The following is a 24,018-nucleotide window of genomic DNA, read 5'->3' on the forward strand; positions in this document are numbered from 1 at the left end:
GGAGTGACGGGGCAGCTCTAGCTGTCACGGGGTCACGCGGTCACCGGGGTGACGGCGAGGACCAGGCGGATCCCGTCCGGGTCGCGCAGGGCGACGCCGTCGGGGGTGTCGGTGTGCGCGACCCCGTACTCGGCCAGCCGGTCCGGCCAGGTCCGGTCGGCGACCGAGAAGACCAGGTGGTCCAGGCCGGGGCGGCACTCGTCGAACGGGGCGTGGCTGCCGTCGGGGTACTGCACCAGGGTGAGGGTGACGCCGAGGCCGCGCAGGCGGACCGTGCTCGGGCCGTCCGCGTGGTCGGTCCTGCTCTCGGTGGTGAACCCCAGGACGCGCTCGTACCAGGGCACACTGCGGTCCACGTCGGTGACGGTCAGGGCGATGTGCTGGACGCCGGGCATCGACGATCCGTCCTTCCTTGACCCGTTCGGGGGCGGGCCGTCCGCCATAGTGCCCCAGCCGGGTGACACGCCGGGCACGGGTTAGTCGACCTTCCCGAGGACGAGGTCCGCCGTTGGCGCGGTGGTCGCCACGAGTTGGGCGTTGCGCTCGTCCGGCCCGCCGGTGCGCGCCGCCGCCTCGGCCGGGGTGCGGCCGAAGGCCATATGGCGAGCTCGCAGCCGGTCCCGGCGGATGTCCTCGCCGGGGTCGAGGTACCAGGCCTCGGCCAGCAGCGGCCGCACCGCGGGCCAGAGCAGCAGGTAGTTCCCCTCGGTGATCACGAGGGGAACATCACACCGCACCGGTACGGCGTTGGCGATCGGTTCCTCGATGGCCCTGTGAAATTCGGGGGCGTAGACGACCGGATCGGTATTGGCGTGCAGGCGGCGCAGGAGGTGGACGTAGCCGTCCGCGTCGAAGGTGTCCGGGGCACCTTTGCGCTCGGCCCGTCCTAGGCGCTCCAGTTCGCCCTGGGCCAGGTGGAAACCGTCCATGCCGACCAGCGCCGCCCGGTCCCCGAGCGCGTCGACCAGCCGCCGCGCCAGGGTCGACTTCCCGGCGCCCGGCGCGCCCGCGATACCCAGGATCCGGCGCTGCCCCGGCACCGCGAGAGCGGCTGACCTGGCCAAAAGCGCATCCCACCGCATGGGCGCCACCTCCCGGTATGTAGTGTTCCCGCAAGCGTTTGCCAGTCGAGCTGGAGCGGGTACGCAGTGGCCACTATGGAGGACGTCGCCAAGCTGGCGGGAGTCTCGATCAGCACCGTGTCCCACGTCGTCAACGAGACGAGACCGGTGGCCGCCGCGACCAGGGAACGGGTCGCCGCGGCGATCGAGTCGACCGGGTACACCGGCAACGCCATCGCGCGTTCGCTGGTCACCGGCGGCACCATGTCCATCGGCGTGGCGATGTCGCTGCTGGCCAACCCGCACCTGCCGCAGCTGCTGCACGCCATCGAGGCGGAGGCGGCAGCGGCCGGGTACACGGTGCTGCTCGGCGACACCCTCGACGCGGAGGACGGCGAGCGGACCGCGGTGCGCAAGCTGCAGGCCCGCCGGGTGGACGGCATGCTGCTCACCCCCGCCCCCGGCGATACCTCCACTTTGGAGCAGTTGGCCCGCACCGGGGTGCCCGCCGTGCTGGTGGACCGGGTCTCGCACAAGATCAAACTGGACCAGGTCGGCCCGGAGAACATCCAGTCGACCTCGGCGCTGGTGCAGCACCTGGCCACGGCCGGGCACCGCAGGATCGGCTTCATCAGCGGCGTCGAGTGGATGAGCGCCAGCGAGGAGCGCACGCTGGGCTACCGCCTCGGCCTCGGCCGGGCGGGCCTGCGCTGGGACTCGAACCTGGTGGCGGGCGGCGGCGCCACCCACGAGGACGGCGTACTGGCCATGCGCAGGCTGCTCACCGTCCCCGAGCGGCCCACCGCGGTCATCACCGGCAACGGCGCGATGACCGCGGGCGCCTACCGGGAGGCCCGCGCGCACGGCCTGGTGATCGGCACGGACCTGGCCATCACCGGCCACGACGAGGTGGACTGGGCGGAGTTGGTCACGCCAGCCATCACCACGATGACGCACCCGGTCGACGAGATCGGCCGCACGGCGGTCCGGCTGCTGCTGGCCCGGCTGGCGGACCCGACCCGGGACCCGGAGACGATCCTGCTCGCCCCGACGCTCAACCACCGCGCGTCCTGCGGCTGTCCACAAGAGACAGTTGTCGACGCGCCGACCGCGGCGGGGGCACCCGCGGCCGAGCACGAGGCACCCGGCGCAGAGTGAAGCCCCCGGGTGCTGGTGCACCCGGGGGCTCGCGCTCCTGCCGTCTAGACGCCCTGCCCGCCTAGACGCCGTCCCTACCTAGATCCTGCCCGCGGGGCCCGGCCCCGGCTTCGGCGGCACCTGCCCCGGTGCGTCCACCTCGCCGCGCCACGCACCGGTCTCCCGGCCCTGGTCCTCGATGAAGTCCTTGAACCGGCGCATATCCGATTTCACCCGCCGGTCGATCACGCCGAGTTTGTCCGCCACGTTCTCGACGAATCCCTCGGGATCGATGTCCATTTGCGCGGTGACCCGGGTCTCCCGCTCGTTGAGCCGGTGGAAGGTGATGACACCCGCGTGCTCCGGCCCGTCGGTGGATTTCCAGGCGACCCGCTCATCCGGGATCTGCTCGGTGATCGTGGCGTCGAACTCCCTGGTCACACCACCGATCTTGGTCACCCAGTGGGTGCGCCGGTCGTCGACCTGGCGAATCTGCTCCACGCCCTCCATGAAAGCGGGGAACGATTCGAATTGGGTCCACTGGTTGTACGCAGTAGACACGGGGACGGCGACGTCAACTGTTTCGACGATCGTGCTCAAAGCCGATCAGCCTCCTCGTGTGTTGTCGGGGTTCGCTTAAGACCTACCCGACAACACCGCGGGCTACACATCACGCCGCGCGGCGGACCTCACGTTTGCGGCCGACCCCCGGGCTGAGACCGAGCATGTCCAGCAGCAGCGCGCATTCGGCCGCGTCGGTGGCGATCGCGGCGACCACCCGCGCCGCGCGGTCGCGCCGCTCCTCGGGCACCGCGGTGTCCAGGTCACCGGTCAGGCCGAGCTCGTCGGACATCGTGATCAACTCCTTCGCTCAGTGGCTTCGAGTGGCCCCGACATACCCACGATCGTGTCGAGTCACACCCGATCGGGAGCAGATCCGTCCACCCGGGCGAGCAACGCCGCCGCCTCCAGGGTCATCCAGGCCGACAACTGGACGGACAGGTCCACGCCCGGGTCACTGGCGGACCCCCACTCCACGCCGAACAACGGCCCATCCTGCGTGATGACCCGATGCCGCCAAACCGCTTCCGCAGACGCGAAAACCAACCGCCGAGCCGTGTCCCCCTCGGCATCGGGAAGACGAAGCGCGGACTGGGCCAAGTAGCGAGCAAGAATCCCCGCAAACAAACCACCGTCGCCGCTACCTTGCCCAGGCAGGACATGCGCGGTGGCGACGTACCGCTTCACAGCCCTGACCGTGCGCGCAACCAAGTCCGATGTGGACAGCTCAGTCGCCGCCCCGATGAACACCCCCTGGCAATACGTGTAGATCGTCTTGACCACCTCACCACCGAGGTAGACGCCATCCCACAACAACCCGGTATCGGGGTCGACCAGGGTCCGGTCCATCCAGTCAAGCGCCGCCCGCGCCCACTCGTGATCACCCCGCCGAGCAAGAAAGATCGCGGCAGGACCGTTCGCCGGGACGTTCTTGAACGTATCCCCACGCCGCCACCAGATCCCCCCACCCAGATCCTCTGTCCAACCGCTACGCAACCGAGCCTCGATAGCGCTAAGTGCCCCCTCGGCACCTCCCGCCCGCTGCAACGCCAACCCAAGCCACGCCATGTCGTCGTAGTAGGAGTTGGTCCACACCCCAAAGTTCCGAACCCGGATGCCCCGCACCAACGCGGCTATAACCCTCTCCCGCTCCTCAGAAGCCTCCCGCAACCGCGCGTCAACGAGACAGTCGAGCAAATGGGCCTGCCACCAGTAGTTCCACCGCAGATGCACCCGCCCACCCACCCTCGGCAGACCCAACCGAGTCCCAGGCAAGGCAAACACCCGCCGAACAAACCGCCCACGCACGGCCTCCTCGGCAATCGCCGCCCTCGCCGCCCACTGCCCCGCCATACCCCATGGTGCGTCAGAAACAAGCCTGATCGCCACACGCCCCAGGTACCTAGCCAGCCACCTGCCTGCAGAAACTCACAGTGCCACCCCAACCTCCGCCAAGTCCGGCCCACCCCACAGCGCCAGCCCCTGGACACGGGGAAGCCGCCGGTGCCCCCAACCCCCGACAGGACCAGCCCAACCCACCTAGCCAGCCCCTGGACACTCGGAACAGCCGGTGCCAACCCAGCCCGCCCTCGTCAGCCCTGCCAACCCAGCACCTGGACAGTCGGACCCTGCGGTGCCAACCCGACTGCCGTCAGGTCCGCCCCAGCCCACCTACCCAGCACATGGACAGTCGGACTCGCTGGTGCCAAGTGCTCGATGGGGTGGACCTGTTTTGTGTGGGGGGACGGCACCCGTAGCGTTTCCGCGCGGCAGGGCCTGCTTTTGGGCCCCTGCTTTGCGGTTCTGCGTCGGGTGTCGTAGGGGCCCCGCACAAAACAGGTCCACCCCATCGAGCTTTTCCGCATTGTCGCGGATCGGGCCCGATGTTGCCGCTAGGCAACGAGGCGTCCGATCCCGGTGGCCGAGGTTGCCGCTAGGCAACGAGGCCGACCGATCTCGGGTCGCCGAGCTCGCCGCCAGGCGACGAGGCCGACCCCCGGAGCCACGACTTCGCCAGTGGCACAACAAAGGCGGGCCGCGGTCCGCGCCAGCTACCAGGCCTGACCAAGGTCCGCATGCTCCCGAACCCACGCATGCATCACGATCCCCGCCGCTACCCCCGCATTGATCGACCGAGTCGACCCAAACTGAGCAATGGACACCAACAGACCCGCAGCCGCCCGAGCCTCCTCCGTCAACCCCGGCCCCTCCTGCCCGAACAGCAAGACGCAGTCCCGCGGCAACCCCGCCGTCTCCACCGAAACGGACCCAGGTGTGTTGTCGACACCCACCAGCGCCAGCCCCCGCTCACCCGCATAGTCCACAAGGGACGCGACATCCGGGTGGTGGTGGACGTGCTGGTAGCGGTCGGTGACCATGGCACCACGGCGGTTCCAGCGCTTGCGGCCGACGATGTGCACGGCGCGGGCGGCGAAGGCGTTGGCGGTGCGGACCACGGTCCCGATGTTGTGGTCGTGCTGGAAGTTCTCGATCGCCACGTGGAAGCCGTGCCTGCGCCGGTCGAGGTCGGCGACCACGGCGTCGCGGCGCCAGTACCGGTAGGCGTCCACGACGTTGCGGCGGTCGCCCCCGGCGAGCAGGTCGGGGTCGTACTGCTCGCCGAGCGGCCAGTCACCCGGCCACGGGCCGACCCCGACCGGCTCGCCGAACACCCACTCGGTGGGGCCTACTTCACCGGCACCATCACGCTCTTCCGATTCCGCCACAGCAGATACGCACCCACATACGAGAAGACCAGCACGAACAGGGCAACCACGGCGACGAGGTCCACGTGCCCGTCGGGCACCAGGGTGCCGAAGACGTAGTACTCGTTGAAGCCACCCGGAAGCGGACCCAGGCCCTGTTCGGCGCGGAAGTAGTTCTCCAACGCCGTCAGCGGGCACGGGACCGGGGTGAGGTTGACGAGCAGACCCCAGATCGCGAAGAACACGTGCAAGAAGATCGACTTGGGCCACTTCCAGGCGAGGAAGCCACCGAAGCCGATGTAGAGCAGGGCCGCGAAGTGCACGACGACCGTCGCGGCGGCGAGCAGACCGAACACCGGGCCACCTCCCCAACCACCGAGAACTCGGCGAGCAACTCCCACGGTACCCGGAGTTGGCGGAGGTCAACCGGAATTAACCCTGGTCAGTCACCGTCGACCAGGCCGAGGTCGGCAAGGCCGAGCAACGAGCGGTACGGCAGCCCCTTGGCCTCGATCGCCTCGCGGGCACCGGTGTCGCGGTCGACCACGGTCGCCACGCCGACCACCACGGCGCCCGCCTCGACCAGGGCCTCGACCGCGGTGAGCACGCTGCCGCCGGTGGTGGAGGTGTCCTCGACCGCGAGCACCCGCTGGCCGGTGACCTCGATGCCCTCGATCCGCCGCTGCATGCCGTGCGCCTTGGCGTCCTTGCGGACCACGAACGCGTCGAGCACCTCACCCGCGGCGGCGGCCGCGTGCATCATCGACACCGCGACCGGGTCGGCACCGAGGGTGAGGCCCCCGGCGGCGACGTAGTCCCAGTCGCCGGTCAGTTGCCGCAGCAGGCGCCCGATGAGCGGTGCGGCGGCGTGGTGCAGGGTCGCCCGGCGGAGGTCGACGTAGTAGTCGGCCTCCTTGCCGGACGAGAGCGTGACCTTGCCGTGCACCACGGCTAGTTCGGTCACCAGGCGGGCGAGTTCGCCCTTGGCAGCGGAGTCGACAGACGGAGCAGTTCGCACGGGAAGCAAGCCTCTCATGCCTGCCCCGCCGGTCACCGCGCTACCTGGCCGGATCAGCCGAACCCGCGGCTGTCCTGCTTGAGCGCGGTGTCGACGGTGAGCGCGGAGGCGACCACCATGCTCAGCAGCGGGTCCTGCAGCTGCCGGTGGATCTGCAGCACGTAGTTGTCCGCGCTGGTGAACAGGGTCTTGGCGATGCCCTCGAAGGTCTTGGTGATGCGGGCCACCTCGCCGCCGGTGTGGTCCAGGATGGCGAAGTTCCAGGCCCGCCAGTTCTCCGCCTGGATGCCGCCGATCTCCTGGCCGTTGACGACGAAGCCGAAGCGGATCTTGCCGAAGACGTTCTGCTGGACGATCTCGCCGACCGGGGCGCCGTCGCCGCGCTCGACGATCATCCGGGACTTCACGAACTTGGCCGGGCGGGTCAACCGCAGCACGGTCTGCCCGGAGAGGTCGCGGACCTCCAGCTTGTGCGTGAAGAACTGGTCGTAGCTGCCCAGGAAGCGGACCGCCTTCTTCAGCGCGCTCTGGCCGACCTGCACGACCTGGCCGAGCTGGCGGCCGCCCTGGTCGAACACCGAGTACTCGTTGCTCATCTCGATGAGCTTGACCTTCTGGTTGACCACCAGCACCGGCTCGCTGAACAGCGTCCCGCCGCCTTGGCCGACCTGGCCGACGCCCGCGCGGCGCTGCTGCTCGCGGATCTTGTTGGGGTCGGCGGGGCCCTGGCCGAGCGGGATCTCCCAGTCGCTGGAGTCACTGCGCTGCGGTGCCTGCTGGGTGTGGTTGGTCCACTGGGTCCCGTCCCACCAGCGCACGGTGGGGGACCCTGGGCTCTCGGGGTACCACCCGGGCTGCGGATTCGTCATGGCGCGGAGCCTAACCCCGGTCGCGGCCCGCGGCGGCGCGCTTGCTCAGGAACCGCAACAGGCTCCTGGGCAGGAGTTTCGTCACACCCAGCAGCGTTTTGTACTGGATGCCCGGAACCGACCGGTCCTGGTTGCGCCGCAGGTCCGCCAGCGCGTCGGCGACGACCCGGTCGGCGGCGAGCCATAAGAAGTCCGGCAGGGTCGTCGTGACGTCGTCGCCCGCGCGCTCGTGGAACTCGGTCCGGGTGAAACCGGGGCACAGCGCGACGACCCGCACGCCGGTGCCCGCCAGGTTGGCCGCCAAGCCCTCGGACAGGGCCGTGACATAGGCCTTGGTGGCGCCGTAGGAGGGGCCGGTGGTCGGGAAGAACCCGGCGATGCTGGACACGTTGATCACGCCGCCGTGCTTGCGCTCGAGCATCCCGGGCAGCGCGGCCCTGGTGAGCCGCATGACGGTGGTGACGTTGACGTCGAGCTGGTTCTGCAGCCAGTCGGGGTCGGCCTCGGCGAAGGCGCCCCTGGTGCCGAACCCGGCGTTGTTGACCAGCAGGTCGACCGGGCGCTGCGCGTCGGCGAGCCTGGCCTCGACCCGCTTGCGCGCCCGGGTGGTCGACAGGTCCGCGGTGAGGGTCTGCACGACGACGCCGTGCGCCGCGGCGAGCTCGGCGGCCACCTGCTTGAGCCGTTCGGTCGTCCTGGCCACCAGCACCAGGTCGTACCCGTCGGCGGCCAGCCTCTTAGCGAAGGCTGCCCCGATCCCGGCGGTGGCTCCGGTGATGAGCGCGGTTGGCATGGGGCCAACCTACCGAGTGGTAACCGGAGTCGGAACCGTTACTGGTCGGTCGCCTTGCCGCTGGGCTCGGGCGCGTCCACCGGCCGGTCCTCGACCGGGGCGGGCGCGGCCGGGATGTCGAACGGGTCGACGACGTCGGCGATCTCGCCGATGCCGCGCAGCAGCCGCTCCAACCGCGACGGGCTCGACCCGGGCGCGGCCGCGGCGAGCACCCAGCCCGCCTCGATCCAGGCGACCGCGATGTCCTGACCGATGTCCTCGGTCGCGTCCACCAGGTCGGGGGTGATCAGCGCCCGGGCCGCGGCGATGTCGGAGACGAAGGCGTAGCGCTGGCCGACCGGGCCGAGCAGCTCGGGCATGTGCTCGCGCTGGAACGGCGTGCTCGGCACCCACAGCTCCAGCACGACCGGGTGCGTCCGGCGGCACTGCACAGCGGTGATGACCACGTTGACGCGGCCACCGGCCTCCAGGTCGAAGACGTAGACCTTGCGCCGCCCGTCCGAGGTGAACGTGTTCCCCGCCACGACGTCCCTGGCCACGCCGTCGCCGTAGTAGGCGATCGCGCCGCCGGACCACTGGTTGGGCAGCACCGGGTCGACCTCGGCGAACTGCCACCCGCGCAGTGCCGCCCAGCGCCGCCGCTCCCGGTTCCGGGAGGTCAGCACCGCCCGGTCGCGCAGCAGGAACAGGCCGCCCGCGACACCCGCGACGACCGCGACAAAGAACCAGACCCACGCGGGAACGCCCACGTAGGGCAGCGTAGTCGCCACAGCGCCGTCTTCAAGATCACGGGCCAACTTCCCCGGGGGTGTCGCGCTACCGCTGCCAGTGCACCCGGGCCAACCTGGGCCCGACCAGCAGTTGTTCGAACAGCCGCTCCTGCTCGACCAGCCTGCGCCGGTACTCGAACACGACGCTGTTGACGCTCGGGCGCGCCGCGCCGTGCTGGTACGGCGGGTCGGGGTCGTGGGTCGGCCACTCGGGCACCAGCTCGATCGAGGACGCCACGACCCCGACGACCGGGGTCACGCGCTGCTCGAGCTCCTGCCGCGGCGCGATCGCGTCCAGCGCCGCCGCGGCCCGCAGCAACACCTCCCGCACGTCGACCGCGGCACCGCGCCACAGGTTGCCGTACCTGCGGCGTTCCACCTGGTCGGCCGGGTTCCACAGGTGCGGCAGTTGGTGGACGAACGAGTTGTGCCCGTCCGCCCGGCTGACCACCCCGTCGTGGATCTCCAGCACGGCCCGCCACGCCGCCGCGTCGTCGCCGACCCGACCGCCGAAGCGCTCGGCGGTGTCACCGGACCAGAAGTTGGCCACCAGTTTGGCGACCTGCTCTGCCCCCTCGGCCAGCGGCTCGCGCTGGGCGATCAGGGTTTCCACCAGGTTGCGCACCCAGTTCGGGTTACCCGGTGCCCGCGCCGCGTCCTCAGTGGTCAACGTCGCGCACCGCCCGCCACACGCGTTCGTCAGCCGCGCGGTAGGCGGCCGCGGTGTCCGAAAGGGTCACCGAGATGTCGTCCAACCCGCCGCACAGCCGGTCCTTGGCCGCGCGGAGGCTGCGGAGGTAGACGACGACCGCCGCGCCGATGGGGTCGCCCGCGGGCCACTGCTCACCGTCCACCCCGTACTTCCACGCGACGTCGCCGCGCACCTCGTCGGCCAGCGCCGCCGTCGAACCGGCCAGCCGGTCGACCTCGTCCAGGTCGACCTCGAACTCCTCAGGCACCACGCACCTCCCTGCTGTCGGCCAGCTCGGCCGCGGTCCAGGACTCGCCTTCCCCGATCCGCGCCCCGGGGTCGGTCGGCGGGTCCAGGGCCAGCCCGATGTTCTGCTCGACCAGCAGCTCGACCAACCGGTGCCCGGGCGCGGACAGGTCGCGGTTGCCGATCGGCGACCCGACCGCCTCGCGGTAGGCGCGCAACTTCGCGGCGTTGGTGAAGGCGCACAGGTACTCGCCGAGGTCGGTGGGGACGGTGATCAGGACGTCGCCCCGGGTCGCCTCGAAGTGCAACTCCCCGCGCAGGGCGAGCGCCGCGAACTCCCGCCTGCCACCACCGGCGAGCAACCGGGACAGGTCGGCGCTGTGGACGACCACGAGCGCCGGGGGTGCCTGCGGCCGCTCGTCGCGGGCGTACTCGGCCTCCAGCGCGGCCTGCTCGCGCAGCATCCCGCGATCCGGGACGGGGAAGGGGTGGTCGAGCGCGAGGCGCATCCGCTTGCTGGTGAGCTCGGACAGCTTGGTGTTGAGCGTGCTGACCGCCAACCGGTGCCGCTGGCCGACCACCACGATGCGGTTGGTGTGCGTCAGCGGGGTCAGCGTCGGATCGCGCTCGATGTTGTACGCGGCCGACAGCAGCACCTGGTCGCGCAACTGGCTGAAGGTGCGCCTGATCAGCCGGTCCAACTGCCACGCGACGGTGGCCAGCACGACGTGGTGCCCAGCACCGAGGTCGACGTGCATGCGCCGCGCGAGATCAACGTCGATGACCTCGACCAGGTCGTCGCGGCGCACCCCGCGCTTGCGCCGCAGACAGGACTCGACAGCAGGCAAGACCATCGGGTTCCCCTTCTCGAAACAACGCAAGCGAAGAACGTCCAGCTGAATGCCCACGAGCACTGTAGCGGATCTTCCGAATCCGCGAAGGACGCGTTTGATACGGCGTACGTAGAGCGCCGAACTTGCCGCGAACTTGCCATCCGGATACCGGTCCGCCAGCCGGGTTGCCGCGAACTTGCCATGCCCTAGCAGACTTGCCGAGTACCTGCCACACGACAAATCCATGACACTTTCGGCACGTCAGGGGCAAGTTCTCCACCTTGCCCACACATGTCGGACACAAGTCTCGGGATTAGCCGGGAATATGCCACGGGTTGCCCTCCGCTAGCCGAACCCAACCTTGAAAAGAATGTGGTCGCCGAGGTTGGGTTAATACATCGGCAGGCGCGAGAGAAAGAGGTACCAAGTGCTGCTCATATTCCTCACCAGCTACATTTTCGCGGGCCTGGTCAGCTACCGGCTGGTCGGTGTCGTCGTGCGCTCGACCAGCGCCAACCACCGCAAGGACGCGATCCGGCTGATCGGTCTGGTGTGGACTGGCGGCTCACTCGGACCCGGCGTCGTGTTCGCGGTGCAGCGGGCGCACGAACTCGCCGCGATGTTCTGAAAACGGAACAGCCGTCCCCTCGCGAGGGGACGGCTGTTCCGTGTGTTGATCTCAGGTGCCGCTGGTGACGGTGAGGCCGGAGTTGTCGTCGTTGACGTCGACGGAGACGGTGTCGCCGTCGCGGACCTCGCCGGAGAGCAGGGCCCTGGCCAGTTGGTCGCCGATGGCCGAGGAGACCAGGCGGCGCAGGGGGCGGGCGCCGTACACGGCGTCGAAGCCGTTGAGGGCCAGCCAGTCGCGCGCCGCGTGCGAGACCTCGAGGGTCAGCCTGCGCTGGTTGAGCCTGCGGGCGAGCTTGCCGACCTGGATGTCGACGATGGCGGTCAGTTCCTCGGTGGCCAGCGCGTGGAACACGACCACGTCGTCGAGGCGGTTGAGGAACTCGGGCTTGAAGTGCCGCTGGACCACGGCCATGACCGCGTCGTGGCGGCCGCGGTCGTCGAGGTTCGGGTCGGTGATCGACTGCGAGCCCAGGTTCGAGGTCAGCACCAGGATCGTGTTGCGGAAGTCGACCGTGCGGCCCTGCCCGTCGGTGAGCCTGCCGTCGTCGAGCACCTGCAGCAGCACGTCGAACACGTCCGGGTGCGCCTTCTCGACCTCGTCGAGCAGCACGACCGTGTACGGCCGCCTGCGGACCGACTCCGTCAGCTGGCCGCCCTGGTCGTACCCGACGTACCCCGGCGGGGCACCGACGAGGCGGGCCACCGAGTGCTTCTCCGAGTACTCGCTCATGTCGATGCGGACCATGGCCCGCTCGTCGTCGAACAGGTACTCCGCCAACGCCTTCGCCAGCTCGGTCTTACCCACACCGGTCGGCCCTAGGAACAAGAACGACCCGGTAGGCCTGTCTGGATCGGACACTCCGGCCCGCGCCCGTCGCACCGCGTCGGACACGACCCGCACGGCTTTGGCTTGGCCGATGACGCGCGACCCGAGCTCGTCCTCCATCCGCAGCAGCTTCTGCGTCTCACCTTCAAGCAGCCGCCCGGCAGGGATACCCGTCCACGCCGACACAACCTCGGCGACGTCGTCCGGACCGACTTCCTCTTTAAGCATCACCGCTTGGTCTGCCGCGGCATTGGCAGCGGTCGCCGCCTCCAACTCCTTCTCCAGCGCTGGGATCCGCCCATACCGCAGCTCGGCAGCCTTACCGAGGTCACCGTCGCGCTCGGCCCGGTCGGACTCGCCGCGCAGCGCCTCCAGTTGCTCCTTAAGCTGGCGGACCCGGTCGATAGAGCCCTTCTCGTTCTGCCAACGGGCGGTCAGCGCGGACAGCACCTCGCGCTTCTCCGCCAGCTCGGCGCGCAGCGCGGAGAGCCGCTCCTTGGAGGCGAGGTCGTCCTCCTTGGCCAGCGCCATCTCCTCGATCTCCAGCCTGCGCACCGACCGCTCGACCCCGTCGATCTCCACCGGGCGCGAGTCGATCTCCATCCGCAGCCGGGACGCGGCCTCGTCGACCAGGTCGATCGCCTTGTCCGGCAGGAACCGGGCGGTGATGTAGCGGTCGGACAGGGTGGCCGCGGCGACCAGGGCGGTGTCGGTGATCCGCACGCCGTGGTGCACCTCGTAGCGCTCCTTGAGGCCGCGCAGGATGCCGATGGTGTCCTCGACCGACGGCTCGCCGACCAGCACCTGCTGGAAGCGCCGCTCCAGCGCGGCGTCCTTCTCGATGTGCTGGCGGTACTCGTCGAGCGTGGTGGCGCCGACCATCCGCAACTCGCCGCGGGCCAGCATCGGCTTGATCATGTTGCCCGCGTCCATCGCGCCCTCGCCGGTGGCACCCGCCCCGACGATGGTGTGCAGCTCGTCGATGAAGGTGACGACCTGGCCCGCGGAGTCGGTGATCTCCTTGAGCACCGCCTTGAGCCGCTCCTCGAACTCACCGCGGAACTTCGCGCCCGCCACCATCGAGCCGAGGTCGAGCGAGACGACCCGCTTGCCGCGCAGCGACTCCGGCACGTCACCGGCGACGATCCGCTGCGCAAGCCCCTCGACGATGGCGGTCTTGCCGACGCCGGGCTCACCGATGAGCACCGGGTTGTTCTTGGTGCGCCGCGACAGCACCTGCACCACGCGGCGGATCTCGGTGTCGCGGCCGATCACCGGGTCGAGCTCACCCTTGCGGGCCCGCGCGGTCAGGTCGACGCCGTACTTCTCCAGCGCCTGGTAGGTGCCCTCCGGGTCCGGGCTGGACACCCTGGCCGAGCCGCGGACCTTGGCGAAGGCCTCGCGCAGCGCGTCCGGGGTGGCACCGTGGCGGCTGAGCAGCTGGGAGACGTCACCGCCCTCGGCGGCCAGGCCGACCAGCAGGTGCTCGGTGGAGACGTACTCGTCGCCCATCTCGGTGGCCAGCTTCTGCGCGTGCGTGATCGCGCGCAGGGCCTGCTGGGACAGGCCGGGGGAGGACACGGTGGCACCGGTCGCCGACGGGAGCCCCCTGGTGAGCGGCTCCATCTCCTTGCGGACCAGGTTCGGGTCGACTCCGACGGCGGTCAGCAGCGGAGCCGTCAGGCCGTCGGTCTGCTCGAGCAGGGCGGCGAGCAGGTGCACCGGCCGGATGTCGGGGTTGCCCGCCGCCGATGCCGCCTGCGCGGCCGTCGAGATCGCCTGCTGGGTCTTCGTCGTCGGGTTGAACGCGTCCATCTCCCACCTCGGGTCGTCACTGCGTCACGTCATCACTGCGGCCAAAGTCCGTCACCACTCCACGGAGCCACTGCACCACGGACCGGCCGTCGCTGTCACCACGCACAACGTCAGGAAAGTTGAGTCAGTTCCGCTCAAGTACATCGTGACGGAGAACTCGTCCCCGGGGTGAACGCGGGACGTACGACTACCCGAACGCGCAGTGCTGTACCCGGTCGAGCCGTCACCCACATGTCGCAGCGGAGCTATCCACATCAGTAATCCACTTATCCACAATCCCCAGGTGGTTATCCACAGGCGGTGGACAGATCGGCCCACAGCGGGGGTCACCCTTGCGTGGTTGCGCCGCGCGGGTGGTGACCAGGGCGTATCCGGTCACCGCGCGCGGTCGGTCAAGTCGGGTTAACAACGGGCTACGAGACGCCCGTCACAAGTCGCTGTTGAGCCTGCCCAGCAGACGCGAGAACTCTTCGATGTCCCCGGTCGACCAATCGGTGAGGGTCGCCCGCAGCTGCCTACGGCGATCCGCGCGCACCTCGGCCAGTCGAGCGGCCCCGGTCTCAGTCAGCTGTACCAACCGAGCCCGGCCGTCGGAAGGATCAGCGACCCGCTCGATCAGAGCAAGCTCCTCAAGGCGGGCGATCTGCCTGCTCACGGTGGACTTATCGAGCCCAGTTAGCTCCACCACGTCCGCGGCTCTAACCGGGGCTATCCCGCTCAGGTGGACGAGCAACGCGTATGAGGCGCTATCCAGGCCGGGGTGTACCCGGGCCGCGATGGTCAGTGAGAGGCTGCGCGCCCGGCCGAACAGCTTCGAAAGCTCCCGTTCCAGGTCCTGCGCCGCGGTTTCCCTGCCGTCAGCGCCAGTCCGTCCCTCCGCCACCCGCGTCCCTTCGTCGAACCAGCCAGCGGAACGCTAACCGGACATCCCCGGCAACCGGGGCACCTGGCACAAGGGTCTCATCAAGCGGGCACCCTGGCGTGCAGGTAGGTCTCATCGACCAGGACGACGACCCAGCCGCAGCCGGTGAACCGGGGCGGCAGGCACGGGTGGGTCGAGCGCAGCCAGGCGTCGCCGACCACCGCGGCGTGCCCGTTGACGTGGACGCCCCGGCGACCGTCGACCAGCAGCACGCTGATCCGGGGGTTCACCGCGAGGTTGGCCAACCCGGGCATCGGCTCGACCTGGGCGCACGCCAGCCTGCGGTCGTCGAGCACGTGCACGAACCCGGGCGGCCCGGCGCACAGCGAGAAGTCGCACTCACCGTCCGCGTCGGCGGTGGCGAGGAAGACGCGGTCCATCCGGGTGATCAGCTCGACCATCGGGGCGGTGAGCCGGTCCAGCACGGGCTGCCTGGGCGGCTGCGGCTCGCGCGGCCCCGGGGCGGGCGGGGTCGCGGGCGGCGGCTCGGCGAACCCGAGCCGGAGCAGGTCGGTGGGGTGGGAGTCGGTCGTCACGGGCGTTCACGGTGGCACGCCGGCGCCGCGTTGCGTAGCCCACGCGGACGATGTACCCCATTGGGAGGAGAGCCCTGTACGCGGAGTCAGCGAGAATGACACAAAGGTGTGAGAAACGCCGTCAACCAGCCAAATCAGGTCTACTGTCGACACCGTCGGGGGATGAATGCGTGAGTACCGTCGAGTGCACGGTGAGAGCACGAGAGGTGGAGTCGACACCCCGATCATGACAGCCAACGCAGTGGTGAGCCCCATCCCGGCCTCGCAACACCGAACCGAGTCACCCACCGCCGTGTCCACCATGGTCCGGCTGGTGCGCGACAGCTTCGCCGCCGTGGAACCGCAGGCCGACCAGGTCGCGCAGTACTTCTACGGGATGCTGTTCAGCATCGAGCCGAGCGCCAGGGAGATGTTCCCGGCCAACATGCAGGTGCAGCGCTCCCGGTTGCTGCGCGCGCTGGTGCACTTCGTGCAGATGGTCGACCGCCCCGACGACCTCGCGCCGTTCCTGCACCAACTCGGCCGCGACCACCGCAAGTTCGGCGTGATCAGCTCGCACTACGAGGCCGTCGGCACGGCGCTGATCGCCGCCGTCAAGCGCTACGCGGGTCCGGCCTGGACCGACGAGGTCGAACGCGCCTGGGCCGAGGCCTACACCATCATGGCCAGGACCATGCTCGACGCGGCCGCCGCCGACGAGGGCCCGGCCTCCTGGCCCGCCCGCGTCGTCGACCACGAACGCCTCGGCTGGGACCTCGCGGTGGTCCGCGTCCAACCCGACCACCCCGTGCCCTACCTCCCCGGCCAGTACGTCAGCGTCGAGGTGCCGCAGCGCCCCCGCCTGTGGCGCTACCTGACCCCGGCCAACGCCCCCCGCACCGACGGCATAATCGAGTTCCACGTCCGCAGCGTGGACAACGGCTGGGTCAGCCGGGCCATCGTCGCCCACACCAACATCGGCGACACCTGGCGCATCGGCCCCCCCATGGGCCGCATCGGCGTCAACCGCAAGAAGGACCGCGACATCCTCATGATCGCAGGCGGCACGGGCGTCGCCCCGATGCGCGCGATCATCGAGCACATGGCGCAGTGGGGCCAGAACCCCAAGGTCCACCTCTTCAACGGCGGCCGCAAACGCGACGACCTCTACGACCTGCCGCACCTGCAGAACATCGCCGCCTCGAACCCCTGGCTCACCGTCACCCCGGTGGTCGAAACCGAACAGGGCCCCGGCTACGAACACGGCACCCTCGCCGACATCGTCACCCGCAACGGCCCCTGGGCCGACCGAGAAGTCCTCGTCGCCGGTTCCCCCGCCATGATCCGCTCCACGGTCTCCCGCATGCTCGTCGCCGGAACCCCGCTGGACCACATCACCTACGACCCCTTCACCCTGGACTAAGCCCGCCCCCTTTTCGACCCGGTCCCAACCCACCTGGCCAACCCCTGGACCCCAGACCCAGCGGTGCCAACTGGCCTTCCGCCAGGCCCGCCCCAACCCACAGCGCCAGCCACTGGACACTCGGACCCAGCGGTGCCAACCCAGCCCCCGCCAGGCCCGCCCCAACCCACAGCGCCAGCCACTGGACACTCGGACCCAGCGGTGCCAACTCGGCTGCCGTCAGGTCCGCCCCAGCCCACCTTCCCAGCGCCTGGACAGTCGGAGTCGCTGGTGCCAAATGCTCGATGGGGCGGACTTGTTTTGCGTGGGGGGACAACACCCGTAGCGTCGCCTCGCGGCAGGGCCATGCTTTTCGGCCCCTGCTTTGCGGTCCTGCCACGGGTGTTGCAGGGGCCCCGCGCAAAACAAGTTCGCCCCATCGAGCTCTTCGCATTGTCGCGGATCGGGCCCGATGTTGCCGCTAGGCAACGAGGCGTCCGATCCGGGTCGCGATGCCGCAGGCGAGCCGACCCGAACGCACCGAACCCCTTCCCCCGCACCCCCAACCACGGCCCACGCCAAGATCAACCTGATCAAAAGCCCCCAAATACACAGCCTACCGACGCGCACCGACACAACGGCAGCAGCGAACGACGCCCTGTGGACAGCCAGAACCGTTGTGGACAAACAAATCACGCACAACCGCCCCCGCAAGATCATCCGCCACAAGAGCCCCCGGTATACAGCCTACCGACTGCGTCCGACAAACCGGCAGCAGCGAACGGAGCCTGTGGACTGCAGAAGCGGTTGTGGACAAACAACAACAGCACCCACTCGCAAGATCAACAGATCGAGCCGCCCCCAACACCCAGCCTACCGAGACACTCCCACAACCCACCAGCAGCAACCACCAACCTGTGGACAACCAAGACCATTGTGGACACCCCGGTCCCACCACACCCGAGCAACCCCAGCAGCAGCAAACCCAGCAGCGCAACGAAAAAAGGCCGGCCCCAACAGGGACCGGCCTTGAACACCACCCGCTCACCGCTTCTGTGGGCGCCACACCACCAACGCGGTCTGCTGCCGCACCGGCACCAGATCACGCCGATACGACTGGTGCACCGCCGCGGCTGCCTGTTCTGCCGCCGCGTAAGCGGCTGCTAACTCCTCGGTCAGCTCGGCCACCCGCGACCGCAGCGCGTCGACCTCGTGCTCCAGTTCGATGATCCGCTTGATCCCCGCCAGGTTCACCCCCGCCTCCTGCGAGAGCCGCTGCACCTCCCGCAGCAGAGCGATGTCGCGCACCGAATACCGCCGCCCGCCGCCGGAGGTCCGGCCGGGGGAGACGAGGCCCTGGCGGTCGTAGCTGCGCAGGGTCTGGGCGTGCAGACCGGACAGCTGCGCGGCCACGGAGATCACGAAGACGGGGGTGTCCTCGTCGGTGCCGGGCGGGAACGGGTTCACGACTGCCTCGCCTTCTGCACCAGGGCGGTGAGTTCCGGCCTGGGGTCGAAGTCGGCGGTGGCCTTGGTGTAGGCCTCCAGGGCTGCTTTCGCCTCGTCGGTGAGCTCGGTGGGGACGGCCACCTGGAGGGTGACCAGCAGGTGGCCGGTTTGGCCGTCGCGGCGCTGGACGCCCTTGCCGCGCACGCGCAGGACGCGGCCGGAGGTGGTGCCGGGGGCCACCTGCAGCGACACCGAACCGTCCAAAGTGGGCACTGTGAGGGTGGTGCCCAGCGCCAGCTCCGGGTAGGTGACCGGGACCTTGAGGGTCAGGTCGTTGCCGCTGCGGCCGAAGACCGGGTGCGGGGTGACGTGCACGCGGACGTACAGGTCGCCAGCCGATGCGCCGTTGCGGCCGGGTTCCCCTTGGCCAGCCAGGCGGATCCGCTGGTCGTCCTCGACCCCGGCTGGGATGCGGACGGTCAGCTTGCGGGTCTTGGTGTTGACGCCCTCGCCGCCGCAGTCCGGGCAGGGGTCGTCGACGATGCGGCCGGTGCCGCGGCAGTCGCGGCAGGGCTCGCTGAAGGCGAACGCGCCCTGGCTGCGGCTGACCAGACCGACCCCGCCGCAGTTCTGGCAGGTCTTCGGGCTGGTGCCCGGGCGGGCGCCCGAGCCGTGGCAGGTGTCGCACGTGGACGGACTGGACAGCCGGAGCGGGACGGTGGCGCCCTGCACCGCCTCGACGAAGTCGAGGCGCACGTCGGTCTCCACGTCGGCACCGCGCCGGGGGCGGGCGGTGGTACCGCCACCGCCGCCCCTGGCCCGGTTGAACAGGTTGCCGAACAGGTCGCCGAGCCCGCCGCCGCTGCCGCTGAAACCGCCGCCCTGCTGGCCGAACGCGTCACCGAAGTCGAACCCGGTCCCGCCGCCGAAGCCCGCCCGGCCGAACATCGAGCGGGCCTCGTCGTACTGCTTGCGCTTCTCCGGGTCGCCGACCACCCCGTACGCCTCGGACACCGCCTTGAACCTGGCCTCGGCGTCGGCGTTGCCGGGGTTGGCGTCGGGGTGCAGCTCGCGGGCGAGCTTGCGGTAGGCCTTCTTGACCTCCGCGTCCGAGGCGTCGGAGGAGACGCCCAACTCGCGATAGAAGTCCTTGTCGATCCAGTCCCTGGCGCTCACGGACGTCCCCTCCTCCCTCAGTTCTCTTCCGCGGCGGCCGGAGCGGGTTCCGCGTCGGTGACCGCGACCAGCGCGGCTCGCACGACCCGGTCGCCGAACCGGTAGCCGCGGCGCAGCACCCCGGTCACGGTCGGACCGGACACCTCGGGGGAGGTGTTGTGCTGCACGGCCTCGTGCACCGACGGGTCGAACGGCTCGCCCTCGTGGCCGAACGGTTCCAGCCCGGTCTTCTGCAGCGAGTTGGTCAGCTTCTCCGCGACCGCCTTGAACGCGCCGGTCAGGTCGCCGTGCGCGGCGGCCCGCTCGACGTCGTCGAGGACCGGGAGCAGGTCGGTGACCACCGCGGCCTTCGCCGAGGTGAGCACCTGCTCGCGGTCGCGGTCGACCCGCTTGCGGTAGTTGGCGTACTCGGCCTGCAGCCGCTGCAGGTCGGCGGTGCGCTCGTCGAGCTGCACCTTCAGCGCGGCGGTCGGGTCGACCTCCGGCTCGACGATCCCCTCGACGACCGCGTCCGGGCCAGCCTCCGGGGTGGACGGGGCGTGGGTGCCCGCGGGCACCTCACCCTCGGCGCGGACCTGCCCGGTCTCCGGGTCGATCCGCCGCCGGTCCCGCACCACGACCTGGGGCTCCTCGGCGGGGTCGCCGGTGTGCTGCTCGCTCACTCGGTCACCTCACCAGTGCTCGCGGTCCAGGTCACTTCTTGTCCTCGTCGACGATCTCGGCGTCCACCACGTCGTCGGCGCCGTCGGCCTTGGCCTGCTGGCCCTGACCGGCACCCGGGGCACCCTCGGCGCCGTCGGCCTGCGCGCCGGTGTTGGCGTAGAGCGCCGAACCCATGGTCTGCGACTCGGCGGCCAGCTTCTCCATCGCCGACTTGATCGCGGCGATGTCGGTGCCCTTGAGCGCCTCGTTCGCCTCGGCGAGCGCGGCGCCGACCTTCTCCTTGGCCTCGGTCGGGATCTTCTCGTCGTTGTCCTTGACGAACTTCTCCGTCTGGTACACCAGCGACTCGGCCTGGTTGCGCACCTCGGCCTCGTCGCGGCGCTTCTTGTCGTCCTCGGCGTGCGCCTCGGCGTCGCGGACCATCCGGTCGATGTCGTCCTTGGGCAGCGCGGAGCCGCCGGTGATCGTCATCGACTGCTCCTTGCCGGTGCCCAGGTCCTTCGCGTTGACGTGCACGATGCCGTTCGCGTCGATGTCGAAGGTGACCTCGACCTGCGGGACGCCGCGCGGGGCTGGCGGCAGGCCGGTCAGGTCGAAGGTGCCCAGCTTCTTGTTGTCCGCGGCGAAGTCGCGCTCGCCCTGGAACACCTGGATGCCCACGGTGGTCTGGTTGTCGTCGGCGGTGGAGAAGATCTCCGAGCGCTTGGTCGGGATGGTGGTGTTGCGCTCGATGAGCTTGGTGAACACCCCGCCCTTGGTCTCGATGCCCAGCGACAGCGGCGTGACGTCGAGCAGCAGGACGTCCTTGACCTCGCCCTTGAGCACGCCCGCCTGCAGCGCGGCGCCGACCGCGACGACCTCGTCGGGGTTCACGCCCTTGTTCGGCTCGCGGCCGCCGGTGAGCTCCTTGACCAGCTCGGCGACGGCGGGCATCCGGGTGGAGCCGCCGACGAGCACCACGTGGTCGATCTCGCCGACCGACACACCGGCGTCCTTCACCACGTTGTTGAACGGGGCGCGGGTGCGGTCGAGCAGGTCGGCGGTGATCCGCTGGAACTCGGCGCGGGTGAGCGTCTCGTCCAGGAACAGCGGGTTCTTGTCGCTGTCCACGGTGATGTAGGGCAGGTTGATGTTGGCGCTGTTCGAGCTGGACAGCTCGATCTTCGCCTTCTCCGCCGCCTCGCGGATGCGCTGCAGGGCCATCTTGTCCTTGGTCAGGTCGATGCCCGAGGACGCGCGGAACTTCTCCACCAGCCAGTCGACGATGCGCTGGTCCCAGTCGTCGCCACCGAGGTGGTTGTCGCCGGAGGTCGCGCGGACCTCCACGACGCCGTCGCCGATCTCCAGCAGGGACACGTCGAACGTGCCGCCGCCGAGGTCGAAGACCAGGATGGTCTGCTCCTTGGCGCCCTTGTCCAGGCCGTAGGCCAGCGCGGCCGCGGTCGGCTCGTTGACGATCCGCAGCACGTTGAGGCCCGCGATCTGCCCGGCCTCCTTGGTGGCCTGGCGCTGGGCGTCCTCGAAGTACGCCGGGACGGTGATGACCGCGTCGGTGATCGTCTCGCCGAGGTAGGCCTCCGCGTCGCGCTTGAGCTTCATCAGCACCCGGGCGCTGATCTCCTGCGAGGTGTAGGCCTTGTCGTCGATGGCCTCGGTCTTCCACCCGGTGCCGATGTGCCGCTTGGCCGAACGGACCGTCCGGTCCACGTTCGTGACGGCCTGGTTCTTGGCGGGCTGCCCGACCAGGACCTCGCCGTTCTTGGCGAACGCCACGATGGACGGGGTGGTCCGCGAGCCCTCCGAGTTGGCGATAACCGTCGGTTCACCGCCCTCGAGGACGGCGACGACGGAGTTGGTCGTCCCCAGGTCGATGCCGACCGCTCGCGCCATGTTTTCCTCCTGCTTAGTGCTGTGCCTGTGGGTGTTCGACCCGCCTGGGTCGTGCGAAGTTGAGCCTACCTGACTGAAGTTTGGAACTTGAGTCCTGCCCGCTCAACCTTCCTGCATCGACAACGAAGCACCTTGGGTCCTTGTTCCCGGTGTGAGCGCGGCCACCGGACCGGGTGATCCGGGTCGCGAGAGCAGGCCGCGGTCGGTACTCCGACCGCGGCCTGGGACCTGGAACTCACGCGATAGGCGCTACTGGGCTCGCCAAAGGTCGATTCGTTGGCCGACCGAGAGGTCGACCGGAAGCTCGCGCACCGGGGCTGGCTGCGGTAGCTCTACCTTCGGCGCAACCTCGACCTCGGGTTCTGCTGCGGCCGGGACGCTGAGCTGGGTGTTCACCGCCGCGTCGACCACATGGAGCACCGAGGCCCGCATCCCCTCCGGGGTCACCTCAGCGCGCACCGCCCGCTGCAGGTCGGCGGCCACCCCGGCCAGCAGCACGTGGGCGAGTGATTCCCGGTCGCCCACCGCCCCCGCTGCGGTGAGCAGGTTGGTGACGTGGGCATGCCAGTACCTATAGGCGGCGATCCGGTACCGAGTGCCCGGTCGCGCTGTCTCCGCTAGGTGCACTAAGTCGAGGTGGTCGGTGAGGAAGGTCAGATAGGCGTCGAAGAAGGCGACCAGCCGCGCCGCGGGATCCGCCCCCGGACCCAGCGGCGCAGCCCCCTCGGCCACCCGCCCGCGCAGCTCGCGCTCCCCGTCGTCGAGCAACGCGGCCGCCAGCCCCGACTTGTCGCCGAAGCGCCGGAAGAGGGTCCCCTTGCCCACCCCGGCGGCCGCGGCGATCTGGTCCATCGTGACCTTGTCGACCCCGCGCTGGCCGAACAGCGCCCGCGCGGCGATGAGGATCCGCCGCCGGTTGCGCGCCGCGTCGGCCCGCTCGTGGATCACCGTGTCGTCGGCCATCACGTACTCCGCCATCAGCCGAACCTCACCGTGACGTCGCCGCTGTCGGCGCTCAGTTCGAGGTGGTTGCCGGAATCGCGGTAGTCGCCGATGCCGTTGTCCACCTCACCGCTGTCGGTATGTGCGGTCACCCGGTATTCCCCCTTAGGCACGGTGACGTCCACCGAGCCGCTGTTGGCCACGGCTTTCACCGCGGCTGCCTTGGCCAACCGGACGGTGATGTTCCCCGACTGCGCGGCCAGGTCCGCCGCCCCGTTGACCCCTTGGGCGTCGACCGAGCCGGAGTCGGCGCGCAGGGTGGCGTCACCGACGTCGCGGGCCGACACGTCCCCCGAATCGGCCTCGACGGCGACCCTCCCCTTGACGTCGACGAGGTCGACCGAACCCGAGCTGGCCTTGACGTTCACGGCGCCCGACACCCTGCGCACCTTCACCTCCCCCGAGCTGACCCGCAGGTTGACCGTCGACGCCCCCTCGACGTCGACGGACCCCGAATCCAGGTCGCCCGAGACGGTGACCCCCTCCGGTACCACCACCTCGTAGTCGACCCAGCAGTTGCGCACGTCGCACTCCCGCAGGATCAACACATCCCCCTCGACCCGGTGGGTCGCCCCCGGCTTGTCACCGACGTGCGAGACGGTGCGGTGCACGCTGGCGGCTTTACCGGCCCGCACCCGCACCGACCCGGCGTCGGTCTCGATCCGGACCGCCCGGATCGTCTCCCCGATGGCGGCGTCGTCGGAGTACCGCTTGGTCGCGATCGAGCACGCGGCCAACGCGGAGAGCACGACCGCCACCCCCGCGACGGTCACCCCCAACTGCACTCTCCGCCGTGCGGCTCTACCTGTGACGCTCACCATCGAAACCCCCGTGAACCCTGGAGAACTTGCTACCAGCGACGCTAGGACCGCAGACCGCTTGCGGGAATCGGGGACGCCCCCGACCCGGCCCTGAAGTTGTCCCTACCCCCAGGTGGGTCAACCGGACCTTTCCCCAGGTCAACGACCCCCGATTACCCTCACCCGAGACTAGGGTCCCCGGTGTGCGCGGACATCGGACCCGGGTCTTGGATCGCGTAAGCCTT

26 protein-coding genes are annotated in these 24,018 nt (G+C 69.8%); 3 read left to right on the forward strand and 23 right to left on the reverse strand.

Annotation, left to right across the window (positions count from 1 at the left end):
• Positions 1 to 32 precede the first annotated feature (32 nt).
• Both LV75_RS28350 and LV75_RS28355 read right to left on the reverse strand, forming a co-directional pair.
• On the reverse strand, positions 33 to 395 hold the full coding sequence (locus LV75_RS28350) for a VOC family protein (protein ID WP_253890311.1): 363 nt from the start codon (positions 393 to 395) through the stop codon (positions 33 to 35).
• An 81-nt stretch (positions 396 to 476) separates the two neighbouring features.
• A complete protein-coding gene (locus LV75_RS28355; RefSeq protein ID WP_308211058.1) occupies positions 477 to 1,091 on the reverse strand; it encodes a nucleoside/nucleotide kinase family protein in 615 nt (204 codons plus the stop codon).
• 66 nt (positions 1,092 to 1,157) lie between these two features.
• Here LV75_RS28355 and LV75_RS28360 point away from each other — a divergent pair, with 66 nt between their 5' ends.
• A complete protein-coding gene (locus tag LV75_RS28360) occupies positions 1,158 to 2,219 on the forward strand; it encodes a LacI family DNA-binding transcriptional regulator (RefSeq protein ID WP_253890440.1) in 1,062 nt (353 codons plus the stop codon).
• A gap of 78 nt (positions 2,220 to 2,297) precedes the next feature.
• Here the strand turns inward: LV75_RS28360 and LV75_RS28365 are convergent, their stop codons facing one another.
• The 12 genes from LV75_RS28365 to LV75_RS28420 all read right to left on the reverse strand — a co-directional run bounded on the left by LV75_RS28365 (position 2,298) and on the right by LV75_RS28420 (position 10,705).
• Positions 2,298 to 2,798, reverse strand: coding sequence for an SRPBCC family protein (locus LV75_RS28365; RefSeq protein ID WP_253890315.1), 501 nt, complete (start codon positions 2,796 to 2,798; stop codon positions 2,298 to 2,300).
• 70 nt (positions 2,799 to 2,868) lie between these two features.
• Complete coding sequence (locus LV75_RS28370) at positions 2,869 to 3,051, reverse strand: hypothetical protein (RefSeq protein WP_253890317.1); 183 nt, start codon at positions 3,049 to 3,051, stop codon at positions 2,869 to 2,871.
• Positions 3,052 to 3,113: 62 nt separating this feature from the next.
• Positions 3,114 to 4,112 (reverse strand): glycoside hydrolase family 76 protein, encoded by a 999-nt coding sequence (locus LV75_RS28375; RefSeq protein ID WP_253890319.1) that lies wholly within the window; start codon positions 4,110 to 4,112, stop codon positions 3,114 to 3,116.
• 698 nt (positions 4,113 to 4,810) lie between these two features.
• Complete coding sequence (locus LV75_RS28380) at positions 4,811 to 5,485, reverse strand: TrmH family RNA methyltransferase (RefSeq protein WP_253890321.1); 675 nt, start codon at positions 5,483 to 5,485, stop codon at positions 4,811 to 4,813.
• Positions 5,446 to 5,820, reverse strand: coding sequence for a DUF2784 domain-containing protein (locus LV75_RS28385; protein ID WP_253890322.1), 375 nt, complete (start codon positions 5,818 to 5,820; stop codon positions 5,446 to 5,448). The genes LV75_RS28380 and LV75_RS28385 overlap by 40 nt, the downstream gene beginning before the upstream one ends.
• An 86-nt stretch (positions 5,821 to 5,906) precedes the next feature.
• A complete protein-coding gene (gene pyrE / locus LV75_RS28390; RefSeq protein WP_253890324.1) occupies positions 5,907 to 6,482 on the reverse strand; it encodes an orotate phosphoribosyltransferase in 576 nt (191 codons plus the stop codon).
• 53 nt (positions 6,483 to 6,535) lie between these two features.
• Entirely contained in the window at positions 6,536 to 7,351 is an 816-nt protein-coding gene (locus LV75_RS28395) for an LURP-one-related family protein (protein WP_253890326.1), read from the reverse strand.
• A 10-nt stretch (positions 7,352 to 7,361) separates the two neighbouring features.
• Positions 7,362 to 8,144 (reverse strand): SDR family NAD(P)-dependent oxidoreductase, encoded by a 783-nt coding sequence (locus tag LV75_RS28400; RefSeq protein WP_253890328.1) that lies wholly within the window; start codon positions 8,142 to 8,144, stop codon positions 7,362 to 7,364.
• A gap of 38 nt (positions 8,145 to 8,182) precedes the next feature.
• On the reverse strand, positions 8,183 to 8,893 hold the full coding sequence (locus LV75_RS28405) for a TtfA family protein (RefSeq protein ID WP_253890329.1): 711 nt from the start codon (positions 8,891 to 8,893) through the stop codon (positions 8,183 to 8,185).
• A gap of 67 nt (positions 8,894 to 8,960) precedes the next feature.
• Positions 8,961 to 9,584 (reverse strand): hypothetical protein, encoded by a 624-nt coding sequence (locus tag LV75_RS28410; protein WP_253890331.1) that lies wholly within the window; start codon positions 9,582 to 9,584, stop codon positions 8,961 to 8,963.
• On the reverse strand, positions 9,574 to 9,873 hold the full coding sequence (locus tag LV75_RS28415; RefSeq protein ID WP_253890333.1) for a WXG100 family type VII secretion target: 300 nt from the start codon (positions 9,871 to 9,873) through the stop codon (positions 9,574 to 9,576). Before LV75_RS28415 ends, LV75_RS28410 begins: the two co-directional genes overlap by 11 nt.
• Complete coding sequence (locus LV75_RS28420) at positions 9,866 to 10,705, reverse strand: hypothetical protein (RefSeq protein ID WP_253890334.1); 840 nt, start codon at positions 10,703 to 10,705, stop codon at positions 9,866 to 9,868. The genes LV75_RS28415 and LV75_RS28420 overlap by 8 nt, the downstream gene beginning before the upstream one ends.
• 406 nt (positions 10,706 to 11,111) lie before the next feature.
• Here LV75_RS28420 and LV75_RS28425 point away from each other — a divergent pair, with 406 nt between their 5' ends.
• Entirely contained in the window at positions 11,112 to 11,312 is a 201-nt protein-coding gene (locus LV75_RS28425) for a hypothetical protein (protein ID WP_253890335.1), read from the forward strand.
• A gap of 51 nt (positions 11,313 to 11,363) precedes the next feature.
• Here LV75_RS28425 and clpB read toward each other — a convergent pair whose 3' ends face one another.
• From clpB to LV75_RS28440, 3 genes are all read right to left on the reverse strand, one after another.
• Positions 11,364 to 13,955 (reverse strand): ATP-dependent chaperone ClpB, encoded by a 2,592-nt coding sequence (clpB, locus tag LV75_RS28430; protein WP_253890336.1) that lies wholly within the window; start codon positions 13,953 to 13,955, stop codon positions 11,364 to 11,366.
• Positions 13,956 to 14,382: 427 nt separating this feature from the next.
• Positions 14,383 to 14,838 carry a MarR family winged helix-turn-helix transcriptional regulator gene (locus LV75_RS28435; RefSeq protein WP_253890339.1) on the reverse strand — a complete coding sequence of 152 codons (456 nt, stop codon included), beginning with the start codon at positions 14,836 to 14,838 and terminating at the stop codon, positions 14,383 to 14,385.
• 80 nt (positions 14,839 to 14,918) lie between these two features.
• Positions 14,919 to 15,413 (reverse strand): pyridoxamine 5'-phosphate oxidase family protein, encoded by a 495-nt coding sequence (locus tag LV75_RS28440; protein ID WP_253890341.1) that lies wholly within the window; start codon positions 15,411 to 15,413, stop codon positions 14,919 to 14,921.
• A 226-nt stretch (positions 15,414 to 15,639) separates the two neighbouring features.
• Here LV75_RS28440 and LV75_RS28445 point away from each other — a divergent pair, with 226 nt between their 5' ends.
• On the forward strand, positions 15,640 to 16,815 hold the full coding sequence (locus LV75_RS28445; RefSeq protein WP_253890342.1) for an FAD-binding oxidoreductase: 1,176 nt from the start codon (positions 15,640 to 15,642) through the stop codon (positions 16,813 to 16,815).
• 1,023 nt (positions 16,816 to 17,838) lie between these two features.
• Here the strand turns inward: LV75_RS28445 and LV75_RS28450 are convergent.
• From LV75_RS28450 to LV75_RS28475, 6 genes are all read right to left on the reverse strand, one after another.
• Complete coding sequence (locus LV75_RS28450) at positions 17,839 to 18,261, reverse strand: heat shock protein transcriptional repressor HspR (protein ID WP_253890344.1); 423 nt, start codon at positions 18,259 to 18,261, stop codon at positions 17,839 to 17,841.
• Positions 18,258 to 19,418, reverse strand: a complete 1,161-nt coding sequence (gene dnaJ / locus LV75_RS28455; RefSeq protein ID WP_253890346.1) for a molecular chaperone DnaJ — start codon at positions 19,416 to 19,418, stop codon at positions 18,258 to 18,260. Before dnaJ ends, LV75_RS28450 begins: the two co-directional genes overlap by 4 nt.
• 17 nt (positions 19,419 to 19,435) lie before the next feature.
• Positions 19,436 to 20,080, reverse strand: coding sequence for a nucleotide exchange factor GrpE (gene grpE, locus LV75_RS28460; protein ID WP_253890348.1), 645 nt, complete (start codon positions 20,078 to 20,080; stop codon positions 19,436 to 19,438).
• A 31-nt stretch (positions 20,081 to 20,111) separates the two neighbouring features.
• Positions 20,112 to 21,971, reverse strand: coding sequence for a molecular chaperone DnaK (dnaK, locus tag LV75_RS28465; protein WP_253890350.1), 1,860 nt, complete (start codon positions 21,969 to 21,971; stop codon positions 20,112 to 20,114).
• A gap of 249 nt (positions 21,972 to 22,220) precedes the next feature.
• The gene (locus tag LV75_RS28470) at positions 22,221 to 22,949 is read right to left on the reverse strand and encodes a TetR/AcrR family transcriptional regulator (RefSeq protein ID WP_253890352.1); all 729 of its coding nucleotides are present in this window, start codon (positions 22,947 to 22,949) and stop codon (positions 22,221 to 22,223) included.
• A complete protein-coding gene (locus tag LV75_RS28475) occupies positions 22,949 to 23,746 on the reverse strand; it encodes a DUF4097 family beta strand repeat-containing protein (RefSeq protein ID WP_253890354.1) in 798 nt (265 codons plus the stop codon). Before LV75_RS28475 ends, LV75_RS28470 begins: the two co-directional genes overlap by 1 nt.
• Positions 23,747 to 24,018 lie beyond the last annotated feature (272 nt).

Source organism: Actinokineospora diospyrosa (genome assembly GCF_024171925.1).
Taxonomy (GTDB): domain Bacteria; phylum Actinomycetota; class Actinomycetes; order Mycobacteriales; family Pseudonocardiaceae; genus Actinokineospora; species Actinokineospora diospyrosa.

What these genes read in the sequence shown, in the direction of transcription:
- LV75_RS28470 (WP_253890352.1), bottom strand. Translation starts at nt 22,949, where the DNA reads ATGGCGGAGTACGTGATGGCCGACGACACGGTGATCCACGAGCGGGCC.
- LV75_RS28360 (WP_253890440.1), top strand. Translation starts at nt 1,158, where the DNA reads ATGGAGGACGTCGCCAAGCTGGCGGGAGTCTCGATCAGCACCGTGTCC.
- clpB (WP_253890336.1), bottom strand. Translation starts at nt 13,955, where the DNA reads ATGGACGCGTTCAACCCGACGACGAAGACCCAGCAGGCGATCTCGACG.
- LV75_RS28375 (WP_253890319.1), bottom strand. Translation starts at nt 4,112, where the DNA reads ATGGCGGGGCAGTGGGCGGCGAGGGCGGCGATTGCCGAGGAGGCCGTG.
- LV75_RS28400 (WP_253890328.1), bottom strand. Translation starts at nt 8,144, where the DNA reads ATGCCAACCGCGCTCATCACCGGAGCCACCGCCGGGATCGGGGCAGCC.
- LV75_RS28370 (WP_253890317.1), bottom strand. Translation starts at nt 3,051, where the DNA reads ATGTCCGACGAGCTCGGCCTGACCGGTGACCTGGACACCGCGGTGCCC.
- dnaK (WP_253890350.1), bottom strand. Translation starts at nt 21,971, where the DNA reads ATGGCGCGAGCGGTCGGCATCGACCTGGGGACGACCAACTCCGTCGTC.
- LV75_RS28395 (WP_253890326.1), bottom strand. Translation starts at nt 7,351, where the DNA reads ATGACGAATCCGCAGCCCGGGTGGTACCCCGAGAGCCCAGGGTCCCCC.
- LV75_RS28350 (WP_253890311.1), bottom strand. Translation starts at nt 395, where the DNA reads ATGCCCGGCGTCCAGCACATCGCCCTGACCGTCACCGACGTGGACCGC.
- LV75_RS28420 (WP_253890334.1), bottom strand. Translation starts at nt 10,705, where the DNA reads ATGGTCTTGCCTGCTGTCGAGTCCTGTCTGCGGCGCAAGCGCGGGGTG.
- LV75_RS28445 (WP_253890342.1), top strand. Translation starts at nt 15,640, where the DNA reads ATGACAGCCAACGCAGTGGTGAGCCCCATCCCGGCCTCGCAACACCGA.